General features: G+C 60.3%; 24 protein-coding genes. 13 read left to right on the top strand and 11 right to left on the bottom strand.

Going from position 1 to position 24,213, the window contains the following annotated elements; all coding sequences use genetic code 11:
* Positions 1 to 241 precede the first annotated feature (241 nt).
* On the top strand, positions 242 to 586 hold the full coding sequence (locus X744_RS159355; RefSeq protein ID WP_156938520.1) for a hypothetical protein: 345 nt from the start codon (positions 242 to 244) through the stop codon (positions 584 to 586).
* Here X744_RS159355 and X744_RS1000000173565 read toward each other — a convergent pair.
* From X744_RS1000000173565 to X744_RS159360, 3 genes are read right to left on the bottom strand one after another with little or no spacing between them, the layout of a single operon-like run.
* Positions 583 to 747 (bottom strand): hypothetical protein, encoded by a 165-nt coding sequence (locus X744_RS1000000173565; protein WP_156938519.1) that lies wholly within the window; start codon positions 745 to 747, stop codon positions 583 to 585. The genes X744_RS159355 and X744_RS1000000173565 overlap by 4 nt on opposite strands.
* Positions 744 to 1,292 (bottom strand): hypothetical protein, encoded by a 549-nt coding sequence (locus tag X744_RS01000000169540; RefSeq protein ID WP_023758702.1) that lies wholly within the window; start codon positions 1,290 to 1,292, stop codon positions 744 to 746. The genes X744_RS1000000173565 and X744_RS01000000169540 overlap by 4 nt, the downstream gene beginning before the upstream one ends.
* Positions 1,289 to 1,891: a hypothetical protein gene (locus X744_RS159360; RefSeq protein ID WP_156938518.1), complete on the bottom strand. Its 603-nt coding sequence runs from the start codon at positions 1,889 to 1,891 to the stop codon at positions 1,289 to 1,291. Before X744_RS159360 ends, X744_RS01000000169540 begins: the two co-directional genes overlap by 4 nt.
* A gap of 132 nt (positions 1,892 to 2,023) precedes the next feature.
* Here X744_RS159360 and X744_RS0136560 point away from each other — a divergent pair, with 132 nt between their 5' ends.
* From X744_RS0136560 to X744_RS159405, 12 genes are all read left to right on the top strand, one after another.
* A complete protein-coding gene (locus X744_RS0136560; protein ID WP_198032215.1) occupies positions 2,024 to 2,632 on the top strand; it encodes a lytic transglycosylase domain-containing protein in 609 nt (202 codons plus the stop codon).
* The gene (locus X744_RS159365) at positions 2,610 to 2,960 is read left to right on the top strand and encodes a TrbC/VirB2 family protein (protein WP_156938516.1); all 351 of its coding nucleotides are present in this window, start codon (positions 2,610 to 2,612) and stop codon (positions 2,958 to 2,960) included. The genes X744_RS0136560 and X744_RS159365 overlap by 23 nt, the downstream gene beginning before the upstream one ends.
* Positions 2,961 to 2,963: 3 nt before the next feature.
* A complete protein-coding gene (locus X744_RS20125; protein WP_023720449.1) occupies positions 2,964 to 3,257 on the top strand; it encodes a VirB3 family type IV secretion system protein in 294 nt (97 codons plus the stop codon).
* The gene (locus X744_RS159370; RefSeq protein ID WP_023758698.1) at positions 3,254 to 5,656 is read left to right on the top strand and encodes a VirB4 family type IV secretion system protein; all 2,403 of its coding nucleotides are present in this window, start codon (positions 3,254 to 3,256) and stop codon (positions 5,654 to 5,656) included. Before X744_RS20125 ends, X744_RS159370 begins: the two co-directional genes overlap by 4 nt.
* Positions 5,640 to 6,797, top strand: a complete 1,158-nt coding sequence (locus tag X744_RS159375) for a lytic transglycosylase domain-containing protein (RefSeq protein ID WP_084025344.1) — start codon at positions 5,640 to 5,642, stop codon at positions 6,795 to 6,797. The genes X744_RS159370 and X744_RS159375 overlap by 17 nt, the downstream gene beginning before the upstream one ends.
* 9 nt (positions 6,798 to 6,806) lie before the next feature.
* On the top strand, positions 6,807 to 7,541 hold the full coding sequence (locus X744_RS159380) for a type IV secretion system protein (protein WP_023758696.1): 735 nt from the start codon (positions 6,807 to 6,809) through the stop codon (positions 7,539 to 7,541).
* 183 nt (positions 7,542 to 7,724) lie between these two features.
* The gene (locus tag X744_RS159385; RefSeq protein ID WP_023758695.1) at positions 7,725 to 8,768 is read left to right on the top strand and encodes a type IV secretion system protein; all 1,044 of its coding nucleotides are present in this window, start codon (positions 7,725 to 7,727) and stop codon (positions 8,766 to 8,768) included.
* A gap of 83 nt (positions 8,769 to 8,851) precedes the next feature.
* The gene (locus X744_RS159390) at positions 8,852 to 9,559 is read left to right on the top strand and encodes a type IV secretion system protein (RefSeq protein WP_023758694.1); all 708 of its coding nucleotides are present in this window, start codon (positions 8,852 to 8,854) and stop codon (positions 9,557 to 9,559) included.
* Positions 9,556 to 10,353 (top strand): TrbG/VirB9 family P-type conjugative transfer protein, encoded by a 798-nt coding sequence (locus X744_RS159395; RefSeq protein WP_023758693.1) that lies wholly within the window; start codon positions 9,556 to 9,558, stop codon positions 10,351 to 10,353. Before X744_RS159390 ends, X744_RS159395 begins: the two co-directional genes overlap by 4 nt.
* Complete coding sequence (gene virB10, locus X744_RS20160; RefSeq protein ID WP_023758692.1) at positions 10,353 to 11,816, top strand: type IV secretion system protein VirB10; 1,464 nt, start codon at positions 10,353 to 10,355, stop codon at positions 11,814 to 11,816. The genes X744_RS159395 and virB10 overlap by 1 nt, the downstream gene beginning before the upstream one ends.
* Positions 11,813 to 12,838 carry a P-type DNA transfer ATPase VirB11 gene (virB11, locus tag X744_RS159400; RefSeq protein WP_023758691.1) on the top strand — a complete coding sequence of 342 codons (1,026 nt, stop codon included), beginning with the start codon at positions 11,813 to 11,815 and terminating at the stop codon, positions 12,836 to 12,838. Before virB10 ends, virB11 begins: the two co-directional genes overlap by 4 nt.
* Positions 12,839 to 12,850: 12 nt before the next feature.
* Positions 12,851 to 15,001, top strand: a complete 2,151-nt coding sequence (locus tag X744_RS159405) for a type IV secretory system conjugative DNA transfer family protein (RefSeq protein WP_031260004.1) — start codon at positions 12,851 to 12,853, stop codon at positions 14,999 to 15,001.
* Positions 15,002 to 15,417: 416 nt separating this feature from the next.
* On the opposite strand, the gene X744_RS159410 is transcribed toward X744_RS159405, so the two are convergent.
* The 8 genes from X744_RS159410 to X744_RS159445 form a co-directional block, all read right to left on the bottom strand.
* Entirely contained in the window at positions 15,418 to 16,416 is a 999-nt protein-coding gene (locus tag X744_RS159410; protein ID WP_023758689.1) for a 4-hydroxyproline epimerase, read from the bottom strand.
* A gap of 18 nt (positions 16,417 to 16,434) precedes the next feature.
* Positions 16,435 to 17,292: an ABC transporter permease subunit gene (locus tag X744_RS159415; RefSeq protein ID WP_023758688.1), complete on the bottom strand. Its 858-nt coding sequence runs from the start codon at positions 17,290 to 17,292 to the stop codon at positions 16,435 to 16,437.
* The gene (locus X744_RS159420; protein WP_023758687.1) at positions 17,289 to 18,137 is read right to left on the bottom strand and encodes an ABC transporter permease subunit; all 849 of its coding nucleotides are present in this window, start codon (positions 18,135 to 18,137) and stop codon (positions 17,289 to 17,291) included. Before X744_RS159420 ends, X744_RS159415 begins: the two co-directional genes overlap by 4 nt.
* Before the next feature lie 15 nt (positions 18,138 to 18,152).
* On the bottom strand, positions 18,153 to 19,244 hold the full coding sequence (locus X744_RS159425; RefSeq protein ID WP_031260002.1) for a glycine betaine/L-proline ABC transporter ATP-binding protein: 1,092 nt from the start codon (positions 19,242 to 19,244) through the stop codon (positions 18,153 to 18,155).
* An 88-nt stretch (positions 19,245 to 19,332) separates the two neighbouring features.
* The gene (locus X744_RS159430) at positions 19,333 to 20,184 is read right to left on the bottom strand and encodes a glycine betaine ABC transporter substrate-binding protein (RefSeq protein WP_023758685.1); all 852 of its coding nucleotides are present in this window, start codon (positions 20,182 to 20,184) and stop codon (positions 19,333 to 19,335) included.
* 81 nt (positions 20,185 to 20,265) lie between these two features.
* The gene (locus tag X744_RS159435) at positions 20,266 to 21,597 is read right to left on the bottom strand and encodes an FAD-binding oxidoreductase (protein WP_023758684.1); all 1,332 of its coding nucleotides are present in this window, start codon (positions 21,595 to 21,597) and stop codon (positions 20,266 to 20,268) included.
* Positions 21,594 to 23,111 (bottom strand): aldehyde dehydrogenase, encoded by a 1,518-nt coding sequence (locus tag X744_RS159440; protein ID WP_023758683.1) that lies wholly within the window; start codon positions 23,109 to 23,111, stop codon positions 21,594 to 21,596. The genes X744_RS159435 and X744_RS159440 overlap by 4 nt, the downstream gene beginning before the upstream one ends.
* A complete protein-coding gene (locus X744_RS159445) occupies positions 23,104 to 24,015 on the bottom strand; it encodes a dihydrodipicolinate synthase family protein (RefSeq protein ID WP_023758682.1) in 912 nt (303 codons plus the stop codon). Before X744_RS159445 ends, X744_RS159440 begins: the two co-directional genes overlap by 8 nt.
* Positions 24,016 to 24,213 lie beyond the last annotated feature (198 nt).

Below are 24,213 nucleotides of genomic sequence, written 5' to 3'. Positions count from 1 at the left end.
GGCATATTTCGCCGAGCAGAAGGACCGCATGGGACTGTCTATTCGCACCGTCGGCTGGTCGCGCCGGCGCCAGGGTCAAATTCGGGATATGCAATTTCGGCATAGATTCTGAAACGTTTTGTCTGATGGCAGGGCGGAGTGTGCTCGCATGAGCGAAAGGCAGGGGAAGCCAGGGCTTCGGGAGCCCGAGAAGCAGAGGGATATTTTCTCGCCCCCCAAGTCAGTTACGTGGAGCCGGTCGATGTCTATTCAATTGGTCTGTAGCAACGGACAGGTGGTAGCGGCTGAAGGCGTCGCGAAACTGATTGCGGAACATCGTCGGAGCATTGCAGAGCTTGAACGTCTGGGCAAGCGAGCAATGGAGGCCGAGGGTACGGACGCGATCTTGCTGGGTCAGAGGCTGGACGCGGTCATGGCGGAGGAGGCCGCACTGCGAAGGCGTGCTGCGATTGCCCCGGTAATCACTATCGCGGAAATGAAAATGAAGGCTGCCCACTTCCAACGGCTGACGGCCCATGGCTGGTGCGAGATTGATGTCGACGATTTGCGCGCGTTGCTCGATTCTTTCACGAAACTGCAGTCCTAAGAGAAAAGCGCTGAAATCCATGAGACCACAGTATTCCAGGCCGCAAAGAGTCCTGCCGGCACCAAGATGATCGCGATGAATGCAGCGGCTCCACCAATAGCACCGTCACCGCGTCCTTCGACGGGATAGTAATATCTGTGCGCCTCATCGTCTTGCTTCATTCTTGTCTCTCCAACCCTTGGCTCAGCAGCAGCTGCACAGGATGTTGAAACGTCGTGCCCCACAAACCTGCACGTTTCATCTTCGCGTTGATTTCCGCGACGAGGTAGTTCTCATTGACGGCTTTGCCCTTTGCTGTCGTTGCGGCAAACGCGTATCCGGTCGCTATCAGCGCGGTGCCGACGTCGATTGTTTCGCCATTGAGCTGCGCACCGCACACGACAAAAACCGCCTTGTCGAAGGCGTAGCCGATTGGCTGGCATGTAACCGCCGCGCTATCGAACAGCGCAGCAAGGTGCGCCAGCGAGGTGTTTCCGCAATCGATTTTGTTCCCATTTGGCTCTTCGGCTGACGTCCCTCGAAGACATGACTGGACGCCATAGAGGCGGAAAAGGTGGTCTCCGTCACGCCAGGTATCTCCCGTCAGCAGTTGAGCCGATTTCGATACCGCGAGGGGCGTTGGCACGGCAGACTCGGATGCATCCTGGGCATGTGCCGATGCGCACAAACCAAATGCGGCCAGCACTGCAAAGCTCGCCTGTTTCATTCCTGGAACTGACCACCGAGGTCGGCCGAATGCTCTAGATCGGGGCGCAGCGACTTGCCGTCCTTGTTGCGTCCGATCGCCGCCATGTCGAAAAAAACCATTTCGTCATCGTCGTAGGCGACGTTGTACGGGTCGTTTGCGTTGCCCGCACCCACGAGCGAGAAGCACGACACAGCATCGGGTTCACCCTTCCTGCTTTGCAGCACAAGTGTTTTGCAAAGCACGACAGACGCACGATCGTTGTAGATTACCTCTTCAAAGTCCTGCGCGGCCTTCGTGCAGTCCCATTGCTGCGTCTTGTACGCAATCTTCGGTTTGGGGCAGGCCGCAAGGCCGCGCAGCCGGTACGTCACGCCGTTGATGACGCGCTCGGTCGCCGACGGCACCTTGACCGGCGAGATGAGGGTCGCCGCATCGCGCTGAAAGAGCGCGCCTTTTGCATCGTAGCGTTCATAGACGAACACCTTCTCGTCCGGCTTGGCAAACTGGAGCAGGTAGTGCTCTGAGGGTTGCGCGAAGGCGCTCGGGGCGTCGGCGCCGGCAGCATAAGCCACGGTGCCCTGGAGCAGCAAGACCGTACAAAGGGCAGTCTGTTTCATCGAAATCCGTCCTTGCGATCGATATCGTGTTGACACTTTACTAGGGCTGCGTGTAGCCATAGTAAAGTGTTAAATTTAGGCGACACTATGAACACTCGATTCGCTCCCCTGCTCACTCTCTTTGGCGCCATGATGCCGTTGGAAGCGCATGGCCGGGACCTGGCATCAGACCGCGTAGCAATCGCCTTCGCAACACCGGCGCAAGCCCTTTCCGGAGTCGGGGCGCAAAGGCCGGGGGCGTGTAAGACCGGAAATCGCGCTGACGTCTCCCGACTTGTGCGTTCAATCGCGCAAGACGAAGGGTTCGACACCGATCTGGCCGAGGCGATTGCATGGGCCGAAAGCGATCTCGGCGCCAGTCAGGGTCCTTCCAAGACCGGAGCGCTGGGAATCATGCAGCTGATGCCAGGCACGGCGGCCGATCTAGGGGTCAGCGATCGTTGCGATACACACGCAAATGTCCGGGCTGGCCTTCGCTATCTCAAATCACTCTATGGAGAATTCGGGGATCCGCTTCTGATGCTGGCGGCATACAACGCCGGGCCCAACAGCGTCTACAAGTCGCAGGGCATTCCGGTGAATCCGGAGACGGCGGAATACATCGTGAAAATACTCAACCGCTGGAAGTTCGGCGGTGTGGTGAAGAAGTCCGCCCTGACCAAATCCGAAACGCTCGCGGCCGCACCGCCAGCAAGCGAGGACGCTTGGCAGGATGGTCATGTCATGGATCTCGGCAACTGAAAGGAGCCAAGGGGTGGAATACAGGAAAGCGGGCAAATTTGCGCTGAAACTGGCCTTGGCCTCGGCGGTCGGAATAGCTCTCGCGCCAGCTACTGCGTATGCCCAGTCGGCGGCACCAGTTGAAAATGTGCTCCAGTGGTTCGTTGGAGTTCTGCAGGGCGACATAGCGCGCTCATTCGCCATTATCGCGGTCTGTTTTCTCGGCTTCCTCGCCATGACGGGCCGGCTGGCGTGGATGATGGCTTTCTCCATCATCATTGGCATCGCTCTGATCTTCGGCGCTGCGCAGCTGGTGGATGCGGTTCGCGCGACCGCGGGAGGCAGCTGAGGCATGGATGACGAGGAAGTCTATGTCGAGCCGGTCAGCCTGCCACTGACACGTCCCCCGATGAAATGGGGGGTGCGCTACGAGGTGTTCGCGCTGAACGGCATTCTGGCGGTGATCGGCTTTATTGCCACCAGCAGCTTCATGCTCGGCCTTGGCGTGTTCGGGGTGGTGCATCTGGTCAGCGCATATCTGTGCCAGCGCGATCCCTACATGTTCCACATTTTCGAGCGGCGCGTCTCCAAACGCGGAGCGGTGGCGAACCTTACTTTCTGGGGCGCGAGGAGCTATTCGCCATGAGCCTCGATGCCGACCTCAAATTTGGCCGTGAGCGCCGCCGCGAAAAGCCCGCGGCGATGCACATCCCCTACCTTCGCCATACCGATGACAATCTGATCGTGACGAAGAGCGGATTTCTTGTCGGCGTAATCCAGCTTAGTGGCCTGCCGTTCCAGACGATGGACCAGGCCGAGTTGAACAGCCGCATGTTCAACCGCAACACTACGTTCCGCAATCTCTCGACGTCTCGCTTTGCGGTCTACACAACGATCATTCGCCGCCACGTGACGCCGGAGATCGAAGGCGACTTTGACAATCCTTTCGTGGCCGAGCTCGACGCCCGCTACATGGATGAGCTCGGGGCGAAAAACCTATTCGTCAACGAGGCGTATCTGGCGATCATACGCCGACCGATGGTCGGTCGCGTCGGCTGGGTGGACAAGGCGCTCAATGCGTTTCGCATAAGTACCGCAGGCGAAGAAACCCGCGAAGAGGCGATGGCCGAATTGCGTGACGTTCTCGACGGCGTCGTCAAGGATTTTACCGCTTATGGTGCGCGTCTTCTCGGTGTCGTGAAGCGCCGCAACAGCTTCTTTTCCGAGCCTGCGGAATTTTTGGCGAAGATCCTCGCCGGCGGCCGCGACGTGGAAATGCCTTTGCCGCGCATGTCCCTTGGTGATGTGCTGGCGACACGACAGCTGTTTTTCGGCAAATCCGCGCTGGAACTTCGCGGGCCGGACGCCGGCAAACTCGGCGCCATGGTGTCGATCAAGGAATATCCACCGTTCACCGCGCCGGGCTCATTGGACGGTCTCTTGCGCCTGCCACACGAGTTTGTCCTGACGCAGAGTTTTGCCATCGAAGACCGGGTAACCGCGATGCGCAGGATCAACACCATCGCGAACCAGGTCGAGGGTTCCGACGAGGCGGGCACGACGGTCGAGGAGTCCGTCCACGACGGTGCCGACAAGCTGGCCGGCGGCGAAGTCGTCTTCGGACAACATCATATGAGCGTCATGGCCCTGGCACCGGACATGACTGGGCTCAATCGTGCGCTATCCGATATCACGGCCGAGCTTTCGCGCATGTCGATCGTGCCGGTTCGCGAGACACTGAATACGGAACTGGCCTTCTGGGCGCAGTTGCCGGGAAATTTCAGCTACATCGCGCGACGTGCGTTGATCTCGTCGCTTAACTTCGCCGGTCTTTTCTCCGGACACAATTTCCCCTCCGGCCAACGTGAGCGGCTGCATTGGAAACGGCCCATCGCGTTGCTCGAAACGACCAGCCAGACGGCCTATTATTTCAATTTCCACGTTCACGATGTCGGCCACTTCACGGTGTTCGGCCCGACCGGCTCGGGCAAGACCGTGGTGCTGTCGTTCCTGATGGCGCAGGCCATGCGCATCATGCCGCGGCCGCGATGTGTCTATTTCGACTACATGCGCGGCGCTGAAATTTTTGTTCGGGCGCTGGGCGGTCGCTACGAGGTGATGGAGCCTTCTCAGCCGACCGGGTTCGCGCCATTGCAGCTCGAGGACACGGCAGAAAACCGTTCTTTCCTGGAAGATTTGCTCATTTATATTCTGACGCCGGAAGGCGGCACGCTGGACGTGGCGGAGATGCGCGTCATCAACGCCGCCGTCGACATGATCTACAAGATTTCGCGCGAACAGCGAACCTTCGACCTGCTGCCGGAAGTGCTTCGGGGCTCCCTCATGCCCGGCATGAACGATCTGGCCGCGCGGATACAGCCTTGGCTCGACCCGAAGGACAAGGGCTGGCTTTTCAACAATCCCGTCGATCTCATCGATTTCTCGAAACCGGTGGTCGGGTTCGACATGACCAAGATCCTGGGCGACAGAAAGCTGCGCTCGGCGGCCTTGCTCTACATCTTCCATCGTCTTGAGGACGTCATCGACGGCTCGCCGATCATGCTCTTCCTCGATGAAGGCTGGAAGCTGTTGGACGACGAGGTTTTCGCCGCTTTCATCAACGAGACACTGAAGACCATTCGTCGCCGCAACGGCGTTGTCGGCTTTGGCACGCAGACAGCGGAAGACGTCGTCAGTTCCTCCATCTCGTCGTCGCTGATCGAGCAAACGAAGACCAACATTTTCTTCCCCAACCCGAAGGCGAGCAAGGAGTCCTACATGGAGCGCTTCTCGCTGACAGCGAAGGAATTCGAGTTCGTGCGCCGGACCGCGAAGGAAACACGCACCTTCCTCGTCAAGCACGACAGCGACTCGATCGTAGCCAAGCTCGATTTGTCGGCGATGCCCGATCTGATCAAGGTCCTGTCCTCGAACGAAGCCAACAGCAAGGAATGCGCACGGCTCCGGGAGACCTTCGGCGACGAGCCGGAGATGTGGCTGCCATACTTCTGCGGTTGGGAGAACGAGCATGACGAAGCGGCTTAGCAGCGCTTGTCTCGCCGTGGCTCTCGCGACGGCGGAAAGTATGAGCGTGGCTATCGCTCAGATCGCGGTCATCGACGATTCTAACCTCGACAAGCGGCAAGAGGATGAGCAGCACAGCAAGACGTCGGATGAAGCGAAGAAGGACGAAACCGACAAGAAGAAAAGCGTCGTCTGCACCTATTCGAACAAATACCGCTCACAGATGTTTCGCCGGTCGCCGGCCGACGCGTTGCAGCGCGACGCGGGCAACGTGAAGATGATCCGCTATTATGCGCAAAAATACGGCGTGCCCGAAGGCCTGGCGCTCTCCGTCGCCTATCAGGAATCGCGCTTCGACACATGCGCCGGGAGCCACACCGGCGTCAAAGGCGTCATGCAGCTGACCAAAGCCACCGGCAAGTCCATGGGACTGGACCGGGACGTGAACGAGCAGAATGTCGAAGGCGGCGTCAAATATCTCGGAATGGGCGTGAAGCAATGCGGGGCGACGAATTATGGCTGTCTCGCCTCCTTCTACAACGGATCGAACGCAGGCGAGCAAAACCAGTGGGCCGGCGGCGTCGGCCGTTGGAACAGCTACTTCAACGAATACGTGTCGAGCGGCAAGGCTCCGGCCGCTGCGCCGCCACCATTCTCGTTCGTAACGGCCGACGGCGCAGGCGGCACGGCCCAGAACGCGGCCATGGGCACGGTCAGGAAGGCGGCTGGCGGCCTTGATGCAAGCTCATCGCAGATGGGCGCCAACGACGCGGCGATCGACGCGCTGGCGGGCAACGTTGGCCAGGTGACCGAATACAAGGACGCTTGGGAGCTGAACTCGTCGGCTCGTGGGATCAACGCCGATGTCACCAACCAGTACTTCGCCCAGGCGGGCGACTTCACGGCATTGCTGGCACAACTTCTGTCGATGCAGAACGTTCAGGCATCGCAGTCGGCCAAGCTGGTGCAAGAACCGAAGAGCGGTTCTCCAAACCCGTTCTCTTGCAATCCCGCGGAACTGGAACGGCTTAAGATTGATCGCGGCCAGTGGCTACCATGCGCACTTGAGAACGCGGGGGCAAGCTCGGCCGACAGCCGCTCGATGATCATTACCACCGACCCTGCTGGCGCTGCCGGCGTCATCGATTCTCTACAGCAATAGGAGGCTCACATGAAGAAATTCGCGATTGCGGCCAGTCTGGCGCTTTGGGCAAGCACGGCCCATGCACAGATTGCCGTCATTGATGGCGCCAATCTCGATGTAGCCCGCAAGAATGCGGAAAACACCAACTCCATCATGGACTCCAACAAGGATATTCTGAAAAAGAGCGAGGAGATCCTGCAGGCTCTCAGCGGCAGTCGTGACGGTTCGCTCGGGATCGGACAAATGGGCCTCGGCGGCAATATGTCGATCGCCCAGGCGCCGTCGTTCGGATCGATCCTGAACGGCGGTGCGCTTTCGTTTGGTGGCCTGTCGCCCGAAATCCAGAAAATCGCCGGCGCCGTCATCAATGGGCTGCAGCTGGTGAAGCAGCTCCAGCAGATTGCCGGCAAGGAGACGAGCGCCGTCAACACCGCCTATGGCGGCAGCGTCAACGTGGCGTCGCTGCTAAGCGCGTTGACCTCGCAGGCCTCGCAGGGCGTCACCCAGCGCCAACAGTCATTGCAGTCCGCGAGTGGGCAGATCGGGCAGTCGCAGGACGTCAAGGGTTCGGTGGACCAGAACACACGAATGCAGCTGGAAAACGCGCGTGCGGTCAACGAACTGATCGGCGTCCAAAACGGTGCGGTCGCGGCCCTGAATGAGAAGCTGAAGGGAGATCTTCTTCGCCAGAGCCAGGTGCAGAAAATGATGACACCGCGCGACGTCAATCCGTTCGCGGAATTTGGCAAGAGCGGAGGCTAAGCACTTGTCGAGGCGAGTGGTGCGCATATGCGCTGCGATCGGGCTCGGCGCAGTGCTTTTTGGATGTGCAAATCGTGAACTGAAAGTTCCGTGCGGGCCTTTGGCGTATGCCCACGCCGACGAATGCGGCGCGCTGAAGCCGGTCAATTCAACGCCGTTCGCTAGCATCGTTGACGAGAATCCATGAACGGTCTCGCCGCAAGCATCCTCGGTGGCATTGACAACATCGGCGAGGACTTCGTTCGCACCGTCTATATGCAGTTGGGCAATGCGATGGGCAACGTCTTCACCCTCATGCTCACCCTCTATATCGCGTGGTGGGGCTATTCGATCCTGAGCGGGCGGGAGTCGATTTCGCCAATCGAAGCGGCCTATCGCCTCGGCCGCGCCGTCATCATCTATCTGCTGCTGACCGGATGGGGCACATTTTCCGCGACGATATACCAGCTTGTGCAAAGCATTCCAGATGAGGTCGGAAAGGTGATCGTAGGCGCCGTGTCGCGAGCCACAGGCAATCAGCTCAGCGATCAGGCGGCAATTCCAGCGCTGATCGACAACCTCTACCAAGGGGCGCAAGACGTGGCCAATCAGGTCTACAGCGGATCCTTCTATGACATTTTTGGCGCGCTGCTGTCGCTGCTGGTTCTGCTGTCGGCCATCATCTTCGCAGCGCTTGCCATGGCCGCGATCATCGCCGCCAAGGTGATGTTGTTCATCACGCTCGCCTTGGCGCCCATATGGACCATCCTTTGGCTTTACCGCTGGTCCTCGCGCATGAGCGAAGGCTTCCTTTCGCTCACCACCTTTCTGATGATTCAGCAAGTGCTCATCTACGGCTTTCTCGGCTTCTACTTCTCGCTCGTCAATGCGGCGCTGAACACCGCCACGTCCGGCGGAGCGACCATGGACAGCAAAATGTCGCTGGTGCTGCCCTTGGTGCTGGTGACGATCATCGGCATCTACGTTCTCATGCAGATACCCTCGATTGCTTCGATCCTGAATGGCGGCGGGTATCTCAGCACTGTGGGCGCATACAACCCTTATAGAAACTTCGGAAGGAATGCCGTGCGCTATTCCGGCGCGCGATGGGCCGCCGGCCGTGCCGCTCGCGGCGCCCGGCAGCTCGCGACAAACAGTTTTCGATCTTCGCGAGCAGCCAGAGCGGATGCCGCAACCCGGACCGCCATCCAGCAAGGTGCGCGCGATAACTCCAGGCCTCTGGGCTAGAACACAAGAACTATCACGGATCGCGGCCCTCGATCGGATCAGGATCGCCGCGCAAACGAGGCAATAGTAAAGTGTCAATCTCAATGGAAACACCTGCCAGCAGCAGCCGCGAACTCGTCGACAAGCGCTATTACAGGGCAGGCGCGACCTGGGAAGACGACACGCACAGGTCAATGCGCCGATCGCGTACATTGGCCTGGATCGTCAGCGGCATTTCGGGACTGGTTGCGGTGCTGTCGCTGCTGGCGCTCGTGCTGATCCTGCCCCTCCGGCAGTTCGAACCGTATGTTGTGGAGGTCGACAAATCGACGGGCTACCTCGAGATCATGCGCGCGCTGAAGCCTGGAGATTTGTCCCAGAACGAGGCCGTCACGACGGCCAATCTGGTCCGCTACATCAGGGCCCGCGAAACCTACGATTCGCGTGAACTGAAACAGAATTACGACCTGGCACAGCTCTACTCGACCGAAGCCGCGTCCAAGGATTTGACATGGCTTTTCACGCCAGCAAACCCACAATCGCTGGACAAGATTTTTGGCCGCAATGTCACTGTCTCGGTCGAGATCAAATCGGTTTCCCTGCTCAATCGCAACACAGCCTCGGTGCGCTTTGCCACGACGACGCGGCGGGACAATTCGTCCACCGCCGACAATTGGGTGGCGGTGATAAAATTCCGCTACACCTCAACGCCGCTCAAGAACGAATGGCGTTTCGACAACCCGTTGGGTTTTCAGGTTACGGATTACCGCCGCGACCAGGAATCGGCCCCGGCCGCGGGGAGCCTGCAATGAGACGGCGCGCGGGCCTCGTCCTATCGGCCGCCCTTCTGCTCGGCGCGATGCACAGCGCGGCGGCACGCGACGGCCGCATCCGATATGTCACCTTCAACAATGACGACGTGACGTCGGTGCGCGCCGCTCTTGGGATTTCCACGATGGTCGAACTCAGTCCGACCGAAGTCATCGAAACCGTGTCGGCTGGCGACACGAAAGGCTGGTCGATCATCCCCAAACGCGGATCGCGGTTTCTGTTCGTCAAGCCGCTGGAGCGCGATGCCTGGACCAACGTCAACGTGGTCACCAACCGGCGCGTCTATTCCCTGCTGCTGCAGGCCACTGACAATAGCCGTGACCGGGCATCCTTCCAGGTCCGGTTCAAATACCCGGACGAGGATATCAACGCGCGCCTGCTCTCACAGGCCAAGGAGAGCGCAACCGATCCGGATTTGAAGGACCTGAACTATGCCGATCTCAATTACGACTACGCCTACAAGGGCGACGACAGCCTGAAGCCGCGCACCGTATTCGACGACGGCACCAAGCTGTTTCTGGAGTTCAAGGGCGACATTCCGGCGATCTTCGTTGTCGACGACAAGCGCCATGAGTCCCTGGTCAACGTTCGTACTCAGGGCAAATACACAGTCATCGACAAGGTCGCACGGCAATTCACCTTGCGGGCCGATGGCAAGACGCTCTGCCTCTACAACCGGGCGCGACCCAACGCTATCGATCCAGTCGAGCAGGTCTACGGTCCAACGAAACTGACGGGTGGTTCCACCCTGTTCGGATCCAGCGGAGGGCGGTGATGACCCAGATCGATTATAACCAACTGGACGGCAGCCCGACGGTCGCGCGCCGTGGTGCGGGCGTGGGTACCAGGATCGCCCTGGTCGGCCTCGGCGTAGTGCTCGTAGGCGCGCTGATATGGCTGAACTGGCCCAGGGAGCCTGCATCGCGCGATGTTCGCAGCGATGGCGAGGAAAACTTCAACCCGCCCGAGTTCCGCCCGCCGACGTTGAACGAGCCGCCGCAACCTGCCGACGGCACGATCGACCAGATCGTGGTGCCGCCACCGGCTGACGTCCAGAACGGCACGCAACAAGCCGATAATGTCGATCAGACCGTTCAGGAGGGCGCCGACCTTGATGCGCAGCGACGCACGCTGGAGGCGCAAATGGCGGCCGAGGAGGCACGCCGCAAGGCCGAGGCGGAAGAAGCCCGACGCAAGGCGGCGGCTGAGGACGAGGCTCGTCGTAAAGCGGAGGCGGCCGAGCGCGAAAAAGCGGTGTGGGAACGCCTGCGGTCGAGCCAGATGGTGACGAATGATCAAACCGGCTCGACGGATGCCGGCGCCCAGGCGGCACAGGTCGAAATCGAGCCCGACGGTCAGATCATCCCGGTCCCCGGCGCCGACAGTGACCCCAACAAGGCATTCCTGGCGCAGTCTGAGGCAAGTTCCTCCGGCATCGTCAAAGCCAGGGTTTTTCGACGCACCGATGCGTTGATCCCAGAGGGAACGATCATTCGCGGCTATTTGGAAACCGCCGTTAACACCGACCTTCCCGACGCCGTGCGCGCAGTCGTGCGTGAGGATGTCTTCTCGCTCGACGGCAGGCGAATCCTCATTCCGAAGGGCTCGCGCCTGACCGGGGAATACCGCTCGGGGCTTGCGCGCGGTCAAAAGCGTGTTTTCATCGTCTGGAGCAGGGTCATTCGCTCGGACGGCATTTCCGTCGATATCAAGTCGCCTGGGGCAGACGCGCTCGGCCGTGGCGGCATGGGCGGGCGTGTCGATACGCACTGGGTTGAACGCTACGGCAACGCCATCATGCTTTCCGTCGTTGGCGGTGTCTCTGAATATCTGTCCTCGCTTTCCGATAGTAGCCAGAATGGACAACAGCGCCAGGTGTCGACGGTCGATCCCGTGACCGGCGAGACCACGACCGTAACTTATGGCGGCAATGGCTCGCAGCGCGACGCGCGTAGCATCGCCTTCGACAAATCATCGACCGCGCTGCAGCAACTCGCGCAAGAGGCGTTTCGTGATACGCAGAACATTGGCCCGACGGTCTACGTCGACCAGGGCACATCGGTCGTCGTGCTGGTGCGGCGAGATCTCGATTTCTCGGATTTGTACGCCGATCCCGTCCAGGAAGAAGTTGCACGCCTCAAGGCAGGCGGGCGGCCGAAGAAGGCGATCGATCCGACGCCTCTCTACGGCACGCCGAAGGATCATTTCTATCCCGGCTATGGGAGCCCGGTGAAATGAATGCCGTCCATCCCCTCCCCGATCCTTGGGCGAGAGCTCCGGTCCTGCGCGCTCATCTGGAGCCGATATGGTCCTATTTGAACGAAGCTGCGGTGTCCGAGATTGCAATCAACAGGCCAGGTGAATTGTTCATCGAACGCCTCGGCGCCAAGGAAATGGAGCACGTCGTCAAGCGCGAGGTCACGCCCGGCTGGATTAGGCATATCTCGATCGGCGTCGCCTCGGCGACCAACCAGGTGATCAACGAAGAAAAGCCGGTCCTGTCAGCCGCTTTACCTTCAGGGGAGCGCATCCAATGCATCTTGCCGCCGGCGGCTCCTGAAGGCGGGGCGATCTCGATCCGCAAGCAGGTCATCATGGATATGAGCCTTGATGCCTACAACGATCTCGGCGCATTCGAAAACACGGCGATGGGCAGCGGCCTGGCGCTTTCACCCGAAGAAAAGCGACTTGTCGAGATGTTGCACGACACGTCGCCAATGGATTTCCTGCAATACGCGGTCCGCAACCGCGTCTCGATCGTCGTTTCAGGCGGTACGTCGACTGGCAAGACGACGTTTTTGAATGCGCTCTTGAAGGAGGTCCCGGTTCATGAACGGATCATCACAATCGAAGACACTCGCGAACTGAGGCTGCCGGCTCCCAACAATGTCACCCTGATAGCCTCGAAGGGCGACCAGGGCCTTGCCAAGGTCTCAGCGCAACAGTTGCTCGAGGCCTCGCTTCGCATGCGACCCGACCGTCTGCTACTGGGCGAATTGCGCGGCGCTGAAACCTTCGCGTTCCTCCAGGCGATCAACACCGGCCATCCTGGTTCGCTCACGACCGTCCATGCCAATTCCGCCCGGTCCGCCTACGAGCGGCTGGCGCTGATGGTCATGCAGGGCAGTTCAGGCCTCTCACGAAGCGAAATCCTCGACTACCTGCGCGAGGTCATCCCGGTGGTCGTCCAGATGGTCCGCACCGAAGGCGGACGACGCGGCATCAGTGAGATCACGTTCACCAAGGCCGAGACGATCTAGCGGGCCCCATCCATGCAGAAAGTCGCAACAGCAATTTTCATGATGCTCATGGCGATGGCCTTGGGCGTCCTGCTCTTCACGGTCGCCTATGCCGCGACGGATTGGTACCGGACGGGCTCCCACGTCCTGTTCGACCAGTTGAACGCCGATCCCTTGCCAGTCGTTCGTCAGGCGTGGGCGGACACGATGGCGAGGGATTTTGGCCGGGTACAATACGCCGTTGCAGTGGGAGCGTTAGGGTTTCTCTTGCCACTGGTCAGCCTGTTTCTCATGCGCCCGAGAAAGCGCAATGACTCTCGCTTCATGACTATGAGCGATTTATCAAAAACCGGCCTGACGAAAGTTGGCGGCGTCTTCGTCGGTCGAGCCGGCGGCAGGCTTGCCGGAATTCTGTCGCCCGGCCGCGATCAGCGCTCCGGCAAGATCCGCTTGGCGCAGCGCAAGCTGATCGGCGGCAAGAAATTGTGGATTGATGGCGATGATGTCGGCGGCTTCGTCATAGGGCCGCCGCGGTCCGGTAAAGGTACGTCTCTCATCATCCCGAACGCCTTGAGCTGGCTGCATTCGCTCGTGGTTCTCGACCTACGGGGTGAGACCTATGCGGCGACTGCTGGCTACCGTTCGACCATGAGCCGCGTGGTGCGTTTCGCGCCGGCTGATCCGGACGGCAATACCGCATGCTACAATCCCATGGACTTCATCTCGCTGGACTCAGCACAGCGCGACATCGACCTTCGCAATATTGCTGCGGCGCTGTTTCCGCGCCCCCATTCGAACGCGGATCCCTACTGGGTTAACGACGCCCGCCTCCTCTTTACCGGCATCGCGTCCTTCGTCATGGAATCGCCTGCGATCCCGAACGAGAAGAAGACCTTCGCCACAATCCTCGAGATCATGAACGGTGCCGAGCAGCCGATCCTGGAATTCATTGGCTCGCTGCGGGAGGAACGCCGCCGCGAATGTTCGCATTTCACGCTGCAAACCCTGCTGCCCTATTTTGAGATGTCCGAGCGGCAGTTTTCCGGAATCTACGCCGGCGTGCGCACCGGCATGGCTCCCTTTCTCAACGAGCGCCTGATGCGAGCTACGTCGCGCAGCACGTTCGATATTCGCAAGCTCAAGCGTGATCGGATGTCTCTCTATCTCGACGTGCGGCGTGAGCAGATTACGTCGCTTGGACCGTTGTTCAACGTCCTGATTACGCAGATGATGAACTTCATGTCGGAAACCATGCCGCGTCCGGAAGAGCATCCGGTGCTTGTGCTGCTCGACGAGTTCCAGAACCTCGGCAAGCTCGAGAACGTGACCGAAATGGCGAGCGTGCTCGGCGGCAATGGCGTTTCTATGTGGTTTTTCGTACAGTCGCTGAAGGCTGTAGACGAGATTTATCGCCAGGAAGGGCGCAAGACGCTCATCAACGCCGCTCGCGTGCAGATCTTTTTCGGTGCTCAGGACGCTGACGATCTGCGCTACGTTTCCGAGCAGCTCGGCGAAACGTCGGACGTGCAAAAAGACGTGACGCGCACCAAGGCAACGTTGTTCGACACTTATTACACGCGCTCTGAGCACCGCAAGGAAGTGCGGCGGCCCCTCATGCGGCCGGATGAAATCCGTACGCTCGACAAGAACAAGGTCATCATATTGCCGCGTGGGGAACTGCCAATCCTCGGCACGCGCAATTTCTATTTCGCCGACGGCCAGCTCGCCAAACGCGCATTCATGCCCCTGCCCGCCTCTACCGACACTTCGCGCACGAAAAGACCTGCGTTGGACGCTTCCGCGGCGGTTCCATCTCCTGCGCTCCCGACGATTGTGCCGACAGCATCGGCGTACCGCTCAGGCCTCTTGCAGACCCGCCTGCGGCGCGGCGCGACATTCGCCGCAAAAGCCGGGCGTATGGCTCCGCCGCGGGGCCGGCGCACCATCGTGAAAGAACGGCCGAAAGCAAGCGACACTGCAGGTGTGCCACCTTATGCCGCCATAGATTTTTCCGCGTTGGCGGCCAAAGCGGTGACAACACGCATAGCGCCAGAAAAAGAAGCGGCGGTTGCGGCTATCCTAAACAAGGTGCGATCTCTCCGAGCCCACGCATCCGACACCGAGGCTTTCGATCGAAATTTGAGCGTCGTCGAAGATACTTTGCCTGATGTAGTCGATGAATAAACTAGCATTTCGATGCGGCGGAGGAATCTCAAGAATCCGCGGCGTCGAATTCAACCGCAAATCCCGCATCCATCGCGCTTCGCGCAATGAGATCGACAAGTTCCAATCCGTGAGTTCGCAAAGCGGAATATTCCCTTACGGCGTGGCTAACCTGGGATATCGAAATGCACGGCCTGCCGACATTGTCGATCGGGTAGCGGCCGGGGCTTTGGTGGTGTTGGCTTGCATGCTGACCTCCAGGTGATGTTTGGCAACTTCACTCTGGCAGAGCGCGGGTCGCCTTCCATCCCCATAGGATCTTCACGGAAGCAGACCGGCGGCTTTGCGCATGGGTTTTCAGAAGCGGTCCTTCAGACCCGCAGAGCATAGACGTGATCTAAATCCTGAGCGGACATTGCGAAGAGGCGTGCATGTCGTCATCGCATCTGGAATCCGTGGGCCAGCGGATCGCGATCGTCCACGAAAATCGTATTGTGACCGATGATCCTCGCCCAGCCGCCGACGCTTGGCCGTATGCCCTTGAAAAGCCCAACGTCGGTCTCGGCCTCGACACGGCCCTCGAACACCGTGCCGATCAGGCTTTCCTGGCGGAAGCTGTCGCCGACCTTCAGTCGTCCCTTACCATAGAGTTGCGCCATACGCGCTGAAGTTCCGGTGCCGCCCGGCGAACGGTCGATCGCCTTGTCGCCGTAGAACACCGCGCCGCGGCCGTCGGCATTGCTGCTTGAGGGCCTGTCGCACCAGATGGCGTGATGAACACCGCGTATTTTCTCGTCTTCGGGATGAACCGGATCGCAGACGGGTTCGAGCGCGTCGCGGAGCCTGCGGCTGAGGCCGACGATGTCGCTCGCCGACATGCCGTCCAGACCCTGCCATGTACCCTGCGGCTCGACGACGGCGTAGTAGTTGCCACCATAGGCGATGTCGACGACGAGGCGACCGAGACCGGGGACATCCACGGCGACGTCCGCGGCATGCAGATAGCTGGCGACGTTGAACATCCGGACGGAGTCCACGAACTCGCCCGGCTTCTCATATTGGATATCGACCCTCCCGGCCGGCGTCTCGATTGACAGCTTTCCCGGAACCCGCGGCGTTACGAGGCCCTCTTCGATTGCCGCCGTCACCAGCCCGATCGTGCCGGCACCACACATCGGCAGGCATCCGCTGACTTCGATGAAGATCACGGCGAAATCGCAATCCTGACGGTACGCAGGATAGATGATCGCGCCCGACATGATGTCGTGTCCGCGCGGTTCGAACATCAATGCCTGCCGGATCCAGTCATGGTCGCGTACGAACAGGTCGCGTCGCTCGGCAATTGGGATGTGAGGCAGCAAGGGACCGCCTCCCACGACCAGGCGGACGGGATTGCCGCAGGTGTGGGAATCGATGCAGAAGAAACTGCGGCGCATGGTGTTTTCCTTCGCGGTTCAAGCGGCCTTCGCGCCAGGCGCCTGGCTGCGCTGCAGCACGCCCCTGGAGACCCTGTCGAGAAGGATGGCGACGGCGACGATCGACAGTCCGGCCCGCAGGCCCAGGCCCATTTCCATCCGCGTCAATCCCCGCGTCACCTCGGCTCCAAGACCACCAGCCCCGACGAGGCCCGCCAGGACGACCATGGCCAGCGACAGGAGGATGCACTGGTTGAGGCCAACCAGGAGCGTCGGGGTGGCCGAAGGGATTTCGATCTTGAACAGAACAGACCGTGGCGAGGCGCCGGTGGCTTGGCCGAGCTCCAGCAGGTCTTTGGGCACCTGGTTGAAGGCCAGGGTTGTCAGGCGCAGCATCGGAGGAATGCCGTAGACGATCGTCGCGATGATCGCCGGGACGCGGCCGAGGCTGAAGATCATGACGGCGGGGATGAGATAGACCCATGGCGGGACGGTCTGCATGATGTCCAGCACGGGACGGATCGCGGCTTCGAACTTCCGGTAGCGCGATGCCAAAATGCCAAGCGGAAAGGCGATCGACACGGAGATGATCACCGCCACCGTCACCAGCGCCAGGGTCTGCATCGAAGCGGTCCAAAAACCCGCCAGCAGGCAGAATGCAAGCGCGATGGCTGTCACCACGGAAACCCGAACGCTGACGAAGAACGCGGCGAGAAGGGCAGCCAAGACGATCGTTGCATAGGGTGGCGGGTAGAGCAGAGCGGTTTCGATGGCGCCCAACACCGCCTCGATCAACTTGGTCAGCGCGTCGAAGAACGGATGGAAGTTCTTGTTCAGCCAATCCACTGCGGGGGCGAGGTAAGCCCCCGGCGAAAACTGCACCAGATCAAGGTTCATCTTACACGTCCCTCGGCGCGATGCGCCGCGCTCTGTGTGAGCCTGTCGAGCATCATGGTCAGGATGACGATCGCGATCGCGGCGTTGATCGAAGTGGCGATGTCGAGCGTGCGCACGGCTGTGTAGATTGTCTCTCCGAGACCTCCCGAACCGACGATGCCGGCGATGACGACCATGCCGAAGGCCATCATCAGGCTCTGGTTGATCCCGGCCATTATGCTCGGGATGGCAAAAGGCAGCCTGATCTTGATGAACATCTGCCACGGCGTCAGGCCGCTTGCCTGGCCAAGCTCGATAAATTCGTGCGGCGTCATCCGAATGCCTAGCGACGTGAGCCGGATGGCGGGCGGCATGGCGACGATGACAGTAGCGACGAGCGCAGTCGCCGGCCCGTAGCCCAATAGCGCGATCGCAGGAAGCAGGTAGATATAGGGCGGAAGCGTCTGGATCAGGTCGAGCACTGGTTCGAGAAACCGGTTGAACGACTTGACGAAGCCCGCCACGATCCCAACTGGAATGCCGACGGCAAGGGCGAGGATCGTGGCGGTAGTCACCAGGGCCAAAGTGCTCATGGTTTCGGTCCAGAGCCCCATGACCGCACAAAAGATCAGGGCGACCCCGGCGACGACGCCAGACAAGGGATTGATCAATCGCCGTGCGAGCAGCGCCGCGATGATTGCGATCAAGTAGAACGGTGCGAGTTGCAGGAGCCACAGGACACCGTCGTAAGTGCCCTCAAGCACGGTCCTGAAAGCGTCGAATAACCATTCGCCGTTGTCGCTGATCCAGCCAAGTGCCGTGTCCGTCCAGGCATCGAAAGTGTCGGTAATGAATGACGTGTCCATTTCGCTCCTCCCGAACTATGCCGCAGCGAGCTCTCTTGCGGGCGCCCCAGCAACGCCTCGTAGCAAGCCACGGATGGTGACGATACCGATGACGGTCCCATTCTCCACGACAGCGACCGCGTCGCGTTCGGACTGCATGGTGAGGTCGATGAGTTCGCCAATGTCGGCCTCCGGCGACGTCCGAAGCAGCGCGTTCACATCACACTGCGGCTGCGAGCTCTTGAACTCGGCCACGGGACGCATCACGGAGTGAGCCTTGACCAGATGGATCCTGGATATGCCCGCCACGAAATCGGAGACATACTCGTCGGCGGGTTTGGTGACGATTTCCTCAGCCGTGCCGACCTGGACGATGACGCCGTCCTTCATGATGGCGATGCGGTCGCCGATGCGGATGGCTTCCTCGAGGTCGTGGGTGATGAACACTGCCGACTTGCCAAGCGACTTGGTGAGGTTGCGGAATTCGTCTTGCAACTGGCGGCGGATCAGCGGGTCAAGCGCGCTGAACGGCTCGTCCATGAGAATGATTTCGGGGTCCGCCGCCAATGCCCTGGCGAGGCCGACGCGCTGCTGCATGCCGCCGGACAGTTCGGCGGGATAGCGCGACGTCCAGTCGCCAAGGCCTACTTTTTCGAGGGTTGCGCGGGCGGTCCTGTTGCGCTCCTCTTTCGCAATGCCCCGCACCTCAAGACCGAAGGCGGCGTTCTCTAGCACCGTCCTGTTGGGGAGAAGCGCCACGCTCTGAAACACCATACCGATGTTGCGGGCGCGCATGTCGCGGAGTTCTGCAGCATTCAGCTTGGCGATCTCCTTTCCCTTCACCGTGATCTTGCCGAGGCTTGGTTCGATCAGACGATTAAGGAGGCGGATCAGTGTCGACTTGCCGCTCCCCGAGAGTCCCATGACGCAGAATATCTCACCACGGCGGACCTGGAAGCTGGCATCGGAGACGCCCACCACGCAGTCGAAGTCCTGCAGCACCTGTTTTTTGGATAGCCCACGTTCGGTTATGGCCTTGACGGCAGCCTGAGCGCGGCTACCGAAAATTTTCCATACGGACTGGCAGTCCACCAGCACTTCATTGGAGTCCTTCATCGCACTATTCATTGCGTTCCCCATGGGCCGGCTTGGCGTCGGCCTTCGCGTTCTTCGAAGTTTCGAGGCGGGCCGCCGATGTCGACGACCCGCCGGACGATTATTCGGCCTTGATGTTCTCCCAGCGCTTCAGGAGATCGGCATGGCTATCGGTCCAGGCTTTGATGGCCTCGTCCATGGTCTTGCCTTCGTTGACGGCGGAGTTGATCGAGGTGATGTCGGCGAGCGGGACGTAGACGCTGGCGATGACCTCGCGTGCGTGCGGATTGTCAGCCGAGAAACCCTTTTTGCCGATCCAGTAATAGCTCTGCGGCGGCGGGAAGATTGCCTTCGGATCCTTGAGGAACTTCACGTCATATTTCTGCATCATCCACGACGGTTCCCAGATGGTGACAGCAATCCATTCCTTGCGGTCGGTTGCCGATTTGAGCGCTGCGGTCATGGCCGCGGTGCTGCCTTCGACGAGCTGAAGTTTCAGATCGTATGCCTTCACAGAGTTCGCCGTATCACGCATCAGACCCGATCCCGGCTCAATACCGACGATCTTGCCGCCGAACTTGTCGGCGTTGTCATTCAGCTGGTCCATCGATTCGATCGTCACGTATTTCGGCACCGCAACGCCCTGGAAAAGACCGTGCGAAACCGGAGAGATCTTCTCGAGCTTTTTCTTGTTCTTGTCCCAGTAGTCCTGGGCGACATAGTCCGTCTGCGAGGCGAGGATCTGGACGTCGCCCTTGGCCAACGCGGCGTAGGCGATGCCCCACTCTGAGAAAGGCACCACCTTCACGGTGTAGCCGGAATCTTCGAGCACCTTCTTGGTGATGCCGGTGATCGGGGTGAGGTCCTCCCAGGACATCGTGCCTATGGTAATGGTCTTTTCTTCCGCCTGCGCGGACAGCATGGTCATACCGACCATCGCGGCAGCGCAGAGCGCTTTCCACAACGTCTTCATTTTACTCACTCCTTATTGTTGTTCCCATTCTCATTTGAAGACTTTGCGGTCGGCTCAGTCCTCATATTGCGCGGCGAGGGCTCATCCCTCGCGGCCTGCACGCAATTCCTGCAATCGGATCACGGTGTTGACGCCGAGCCATGCGAGCGGCTCCGGAGGGAGCCTGGCGGGCTCCGGCTGATCCGAGAATTTGTCGAGCATGTCCGAGTGGGTGCCGGTCGCCAGATCGGCGGCCATGACGCCCGCGAGCGTGCTTTTCACGGTCCCGAGACCGTTCTCGCAGCACGCCGAGTAGAGGCCCTCTTCTATTTCGCCGAAGGCCGGCACATGGTTGCGGCTGAGGCAAAGCCGCCCGGCCCAGACGTGCTCGAACGGCACATCCTTGAGGTCCGGAAACCTGGCGTCCAGGGATGTCCGCTGCTCAGCGCCAATCCCGGCCAAGCGCTTCTCGCCGACCTGGACGGTCCAGTCGTAGGTGAACCTGGTCCGGATCACGATACGCGAAGACCCATCTGATGTGATCTTCCTGACCGTCGCCCCCATCGGATCGGCCGGGAGTAACGCCCACCTGTCCTTGCCGGTGGACCTCGACGTGAAAGGGGCGGTCATCGATGCGTAGGTGAAGATATGCATAAGGCGGCCGCGGAAGTGGCCGAAATCCTCGACGTGGCCATTGACGCCCAGGATGACTTTCGGAGCGGTCACACTTCCGTTGCGCGACATGGCCTTCCACATCCCGCTCCGGCGCTCCAGTTTGAGCACCGGCGAGTGCTCGAATATGTCGGCTTTCGATGCCAGCCCGGCCGCAAACCCGCGGATATAGTCTGCAGGTTGGATCATCACGGCGCCCGGCGTGTAGAGACCTCCCCGGTAGTATGATGAGCCGGTGATCTCCCGCATTTCGTCCGCATCCAGGAAGCGGTGCTCTTCGCCAATGCCAGCGAGCGAGTGGCCGTAGCTTTCGTTGAGCCTCATCCCGCGGTCTGTCGCCGCAGCATTGATCTTTCCCGATGGGTCGAAGGTGCGCACGGTCATGCCATATGCGGCGGCGGCGTCGGCGGCGAAAGCGATCGCAAAACGGTTCTGGGCGATCTCCGTCCTTGTCTCGGCCTCATCGGCGACGGAATATTCGCCCGACGAGATATTGTGCGGAACGTCGATCATGTAGCCGGAGTTCCGGCCCGAGGTCCCTTTGGCGATCTCACCCGCCTCCAGCACGACGATCTTGTCGTCAGGCCGCAGTTGAGACAGCCGCCGCGCGGCGGAGAGGCCCGCGAAGCCGGCACCGATGATCAGCCAGTCGGCCGAAACGTCGCCGTCGAGCGTCCGGACGGGGAAGCCGCGTCTGCTGATCGCCTCCCAGCCCGAGGTTCCGGATTCCGCCGGAAGACGCTTGACGACGATGTCGGTCACCGGATGGTCTCGTCGATTGAACGATCCGATACGTCGATCCAGACCGTCTTCAATTCGCAGTAGTTGTCGTGCGCGAAGACCGACTTGTCGCGTCCGCCGAAGCCGGATTCCTTGTAGCCGCCGAACGGCGTCGTTGCGTCGCCTTCGCCGAAGCAGTTGACGGTCACGACGCCCGCCCGGATTTCGCGCGAGAGCTTGATCGCCTTGCGCAGGCTGCCTGTGTAGACGGATGCGGTCAGCCCGTAATTCGTGTCGTTGGCGAGAGCTATCGCCTCGGCAAGCGAATTGAACGTCGTGACCGAAAGGATCGGTCCAAAGATCTCCTCCTGGAAGAGGCGGCTCGAAGGCGTGACGCCGTCGACGATGGTCGGCTCGATGTAGATGCCCTTATGCGTGGCCCCGCCATGGACGACGGAAAGCTTTTCGGTCTTCACGTCGCCGAGGAAGGATTTCACTTTCTCGAAATGGTTCTTGCTGACCAGCGCGCCGATGCGGTTTTCCGGGTCGAGCGGATCGCCGGTCTTCCACTCGCGCATATAGGCGCCGATCCGCTGCAGCAATTCGTCCTTGATCTTGGCGTCGACGATGAGCCGCGACGTGGCCGAGCAATTCTCCCCCATGTTCCAGAACGCGCCGTTGACCACCTGCTCGGCGACGAGGTCGAGGTCTTCGGCATCATCGAGAACCACCGCCGGGTTCTTGCCGCCGCATTCCAGCACGACGCGCTTGAGGTTGGAGTCCGCCGCGTAATGCAGGAAACGGCGACCTGTCGGTGTCGATCCGGTGAACGCCACCATGTCGACATCCATATGCATGCCGATCGGCTCACCGACTTCCTTGCCGCTGCCGGTGACGACATTGAAGACGGCTGCGGGGATGCCCGCCTCATGCGCCAGCTCCGCGACACGAAGCGTCGTCAGCGTCGTCTCCTGGGCCGGCTTCACGATCACGGAGCATCCGGCGGCAAGCGCCGGACCGATTTTCCAGGCCAGCATCAGCAGCGGAAAATTCCAGGGCAGGACGCACCCGACGACGCCGACCGGTTCGCGCACAACCATGGTCAGCGCGTTCGAGCCCACGGGGGCAACGTTGTCATAGAGTTTGTCGATCAGTTCGGCATGCCAGCGGAGAGTATGGATCGTGTCCGGAACATCCACGGTCTGGCATTCGCGGACCGGCTTGCCGCTGTCGAGGCTCTCCATGACCGCGAGTTCGTGACGGTTATCCTCCAGAAGCTTCGCGAATTTGAGGAGTACGGCCTTGCGTTCACTGGGCGAGCGGAGATGCCAGCGGCCGTCGTCAAAAGCTTGCCTGGACTTGGCGACTGCGAAATCGACATCGGTAGCATCGCACGCCGCGATCTCGGCAAGCGTATCGCCCGTCGCTGGATTGGTCGTCTTGAATGTCTTGCCGGAATTCGCCGGACGAAATGCACCATCAATGAAGGCATTGGTCGGAAATTGAAGGCCTGCGGCAATCGCCTTGTATTCGGCAGCGGTCAAAGGGTCATGCATGGTTTGCTCCCGACGTGATCTGGGCGACCGTGCGCTTCAAGGTGGCGACGACAGTCTGGAGAGTTCGCTTTTCTTCTGAATTGAGCGAGCGCAGTGGCGCCCGCACCGGGCCTGCCTTCAGGCCTATCAACTCACAGCCGTGCTTGATCGACTGGACGAATTTTCCGCACTCCAGAAAATCCATAAGCGGCAGCATCGCGGTCATGATGGCGCGGCCCTTGTCGAAGTTCTTTTCGAGCACGCAGGCCTCGTAGAGCGCGACATGCTCGCGCGGCAGGAAATTGGAGCCGGCGCAAACCCAGCTCCTGGCGCCCCATGCAAAGAATTCGAGCGCCTGGTCGTCCCAGCCGCAGGAAAGCGAGATGTGCGGAAACTTACGGGCGAGCAGGTGGACGTTGCTCATTTCACCCGAGCTTTCCTTGATCGCCACGACATTCTTGGATCTGCCAACGCGGGCGAAAAAGTCCTCCCGCATGGTGACGCCCATGCGGGCCGGATAGTTGTAGAGCATGATCGGCAGGTTCGCTGCGCGGTCCACCGTCAGCGCATGAACGGCGTTTTCTCTTTCGGTCGGCAAGGCGTAGGGAGGCGACGATACGAGGATGGCATCAGCGCCAATTTCCTTCGCCGCCTTGGCATATTCGACCGAGTCTTCCGTCCTGATGGCCCCCGTTCCAACGATGAGCGGGAGCCGGGTGCCAATGACCTCCTTGGCATAGGCGGCGAGATCGAAGCGCTCCTGGGCGCTCTGCGCGTAGTATTCGCCCGTCGAACCACCGACGATGATGCCGTGCACCCCGGCGTCGATGAGTGACTCAAGAACTGCCGCGAAGGCGGAGCGATCAATCTGCCCATCGGGCTCAAGCGGCGTCACCGCTGGCGTATAGATACCCTCGAATTTCAAGTCATTCCTCCGTCGATGGAGTGGCCGTTTCGACGAATGCGCTTTTCGAGACGCACGAAGCCGTCTGCGAACTTCTCACGCGAGAATTCTCAGTGCCCCGAACCCGCCGATCGCATTTGATGGCTTGGAAAATCGCACAGGGTCGTCAGGGAGTCAATGGATTGTATTATCTGCGTACACAATTTTTATATTTTGAAA

This window comes from Mesorhizobium sp. LNHC252B00 (genome assembly GCF_000502955.1).
Taxonomy (GTDB): domain Bacteria; phylum Pseudomonadota; class Alphaproteobacteria; order Rhizobiales; family Rhizobiaceae; genus Mesorhizobium.
This window is presented reverse-complemented; position numbering and strand designations above follow the sequence as displayed.

Coding starts and splice junctions, on each gene's coding strand:
- X744_RS159355 (WP_156938520.1), top strand. CDS start 242: ATGTCTATTCAATTGGTCTGTAGCAACGGACAGGTGGTAGCGGCTGAA.
- X744_RS1000000173565 (WP_156938519.1), bottom strand. CDS start 747: ATGAAGCAAGACGATGAGGCGCACAGATATTACTATCCCGTCGAAGGA.
- X744_RS01000000169540 (WP_023758702.1), bottom strand. CDS start 1,292: ATGAAACAGGCGAGCTTTGCAGTGCTGGCCGCATTTGGTTTGTGCGCA.
- X744_RS159360 (WP_156938518.1), bottom strand. CDS start 1,891: ATGAAACAGACTGCCCTTTGTACGGTCTTGCTGCTCCAGGGCACCGTG.
- X744_RS0136560 (WP_198032215.1), top strand. CDS start 2,024: ATGCCGTTGGAAGCGCATGGCCGGGACCTGGCATCAGACCGCGTAGCA.
- X744_RS159365 (WP_156938516.1), top strand. CDS start 2,610: ATGTCATGGATCTCGGCAACTGAAAGGAGCCAAGGGGTGGAATACAGG.
- X744_RS20125 (WP_023720449.1), top strand. CDS start 2,964: ATGGATGACGAGGAAGTCTATGTCGAGCCGGTCAGCCTGCCACTGACA.
- X744_RS159370 (WP_023758698.1), top strand. CDS start 3,254: ATGAGCCTCGATGCCGACCTCAAATTTGGCCGTGAGCGCCGCCGCGAA.
- X744_RS159375 (WP_084025344.1), top strand. CDS start 5,640: ATGACGAAGCGGCTTAGCAGCGCTTGTCTCGCCGTGGCTCTCGCGACG.
- X744_RS159380 (WP_023758696.1), top strand. CDS start 6,807: ATGAAGAAATTCGCGATTGCGGCCAGTCTGGCGCTTTGGGCAAGCACG.
- X744_RS159385 (WP_023758695.1), top strand. CDS start 7,725: ATGAACGGTCTCGCCGCAAGCATCCTCGGTGGCATTGACAACATCGGC.
- X744_RS159390 (WP_023758694.1), top strand. CDS start 8,852: ATGGAAACACCTGCCAGCAGCAGCCGCGAACTCGTCGACAAGCGCTAT.
- X744_RS159395 (WP_023758693.1), top strand. CDS start 9,556: ATGAGACGGCGCGCGGGCCTCGTCCTATCGGCCGCCCTTCTGCTCGGC.
- virB10 (WP_023758692.1), top strand. CDS start 10,353: ATGACCCAGATCGATTATAACCAACTGGACGGCAGCCCGACGGTCGCG.
- virB11 (WP_023758691.1), top strand. CDS start 11,813: ATGAATGCCGTCCATCCCCTCCCCGATCCTTGGGCGAGAGCTCCGGTC.
- X744_RS159405 (WP_031260004.1), top strand. CDS start 12,851: ATGCAGAAAGTCGCAACAGCAATTTTCATGATGCTCATGGCGATGGCC.
- X744_RS159410 (WP_023758689.1), bottom strand. CDS start 16,416: ATGCGCCGCAGTTTCTTCTGCATCGATTCCCACACCTGCGGCAATCCC.
- X744_RS159415 (WP_023758688.1), bottom strand. CDS start 17,292: ATGAACCTTGATCTGGTGCAGTTTTCGCCGGGGGCTTACCTCGCCCCC.
- X744_RS159420 (WP_023758687.1), bottom strand. CDS start 18,137: ATGGACACGTCATTCATTACCGACACTTTCGATGCCTGGACGGACACG.
- X744_RS159425 (WP_031260002.1), bottom strand. CDS start 19,244: ATGAATAGTGCGATGAAGGACTCCAATGAAGTGCTGGTGGACTGCCAG.
- X744_RS159430 (WP_023758685.1), bottom strand. CDS start 20,184: ATGAAGACGTTGTGGAAAGCGCTCTGCGCTGCCGCGATGGTCGGTATG.
- X744_RS159440 (WP_023758683.1), bottom strand. CDS start 23,111: ATGCATGACCCTTTGACCGCTGCCGAATACAAGGCGATTGCCGCAGGC.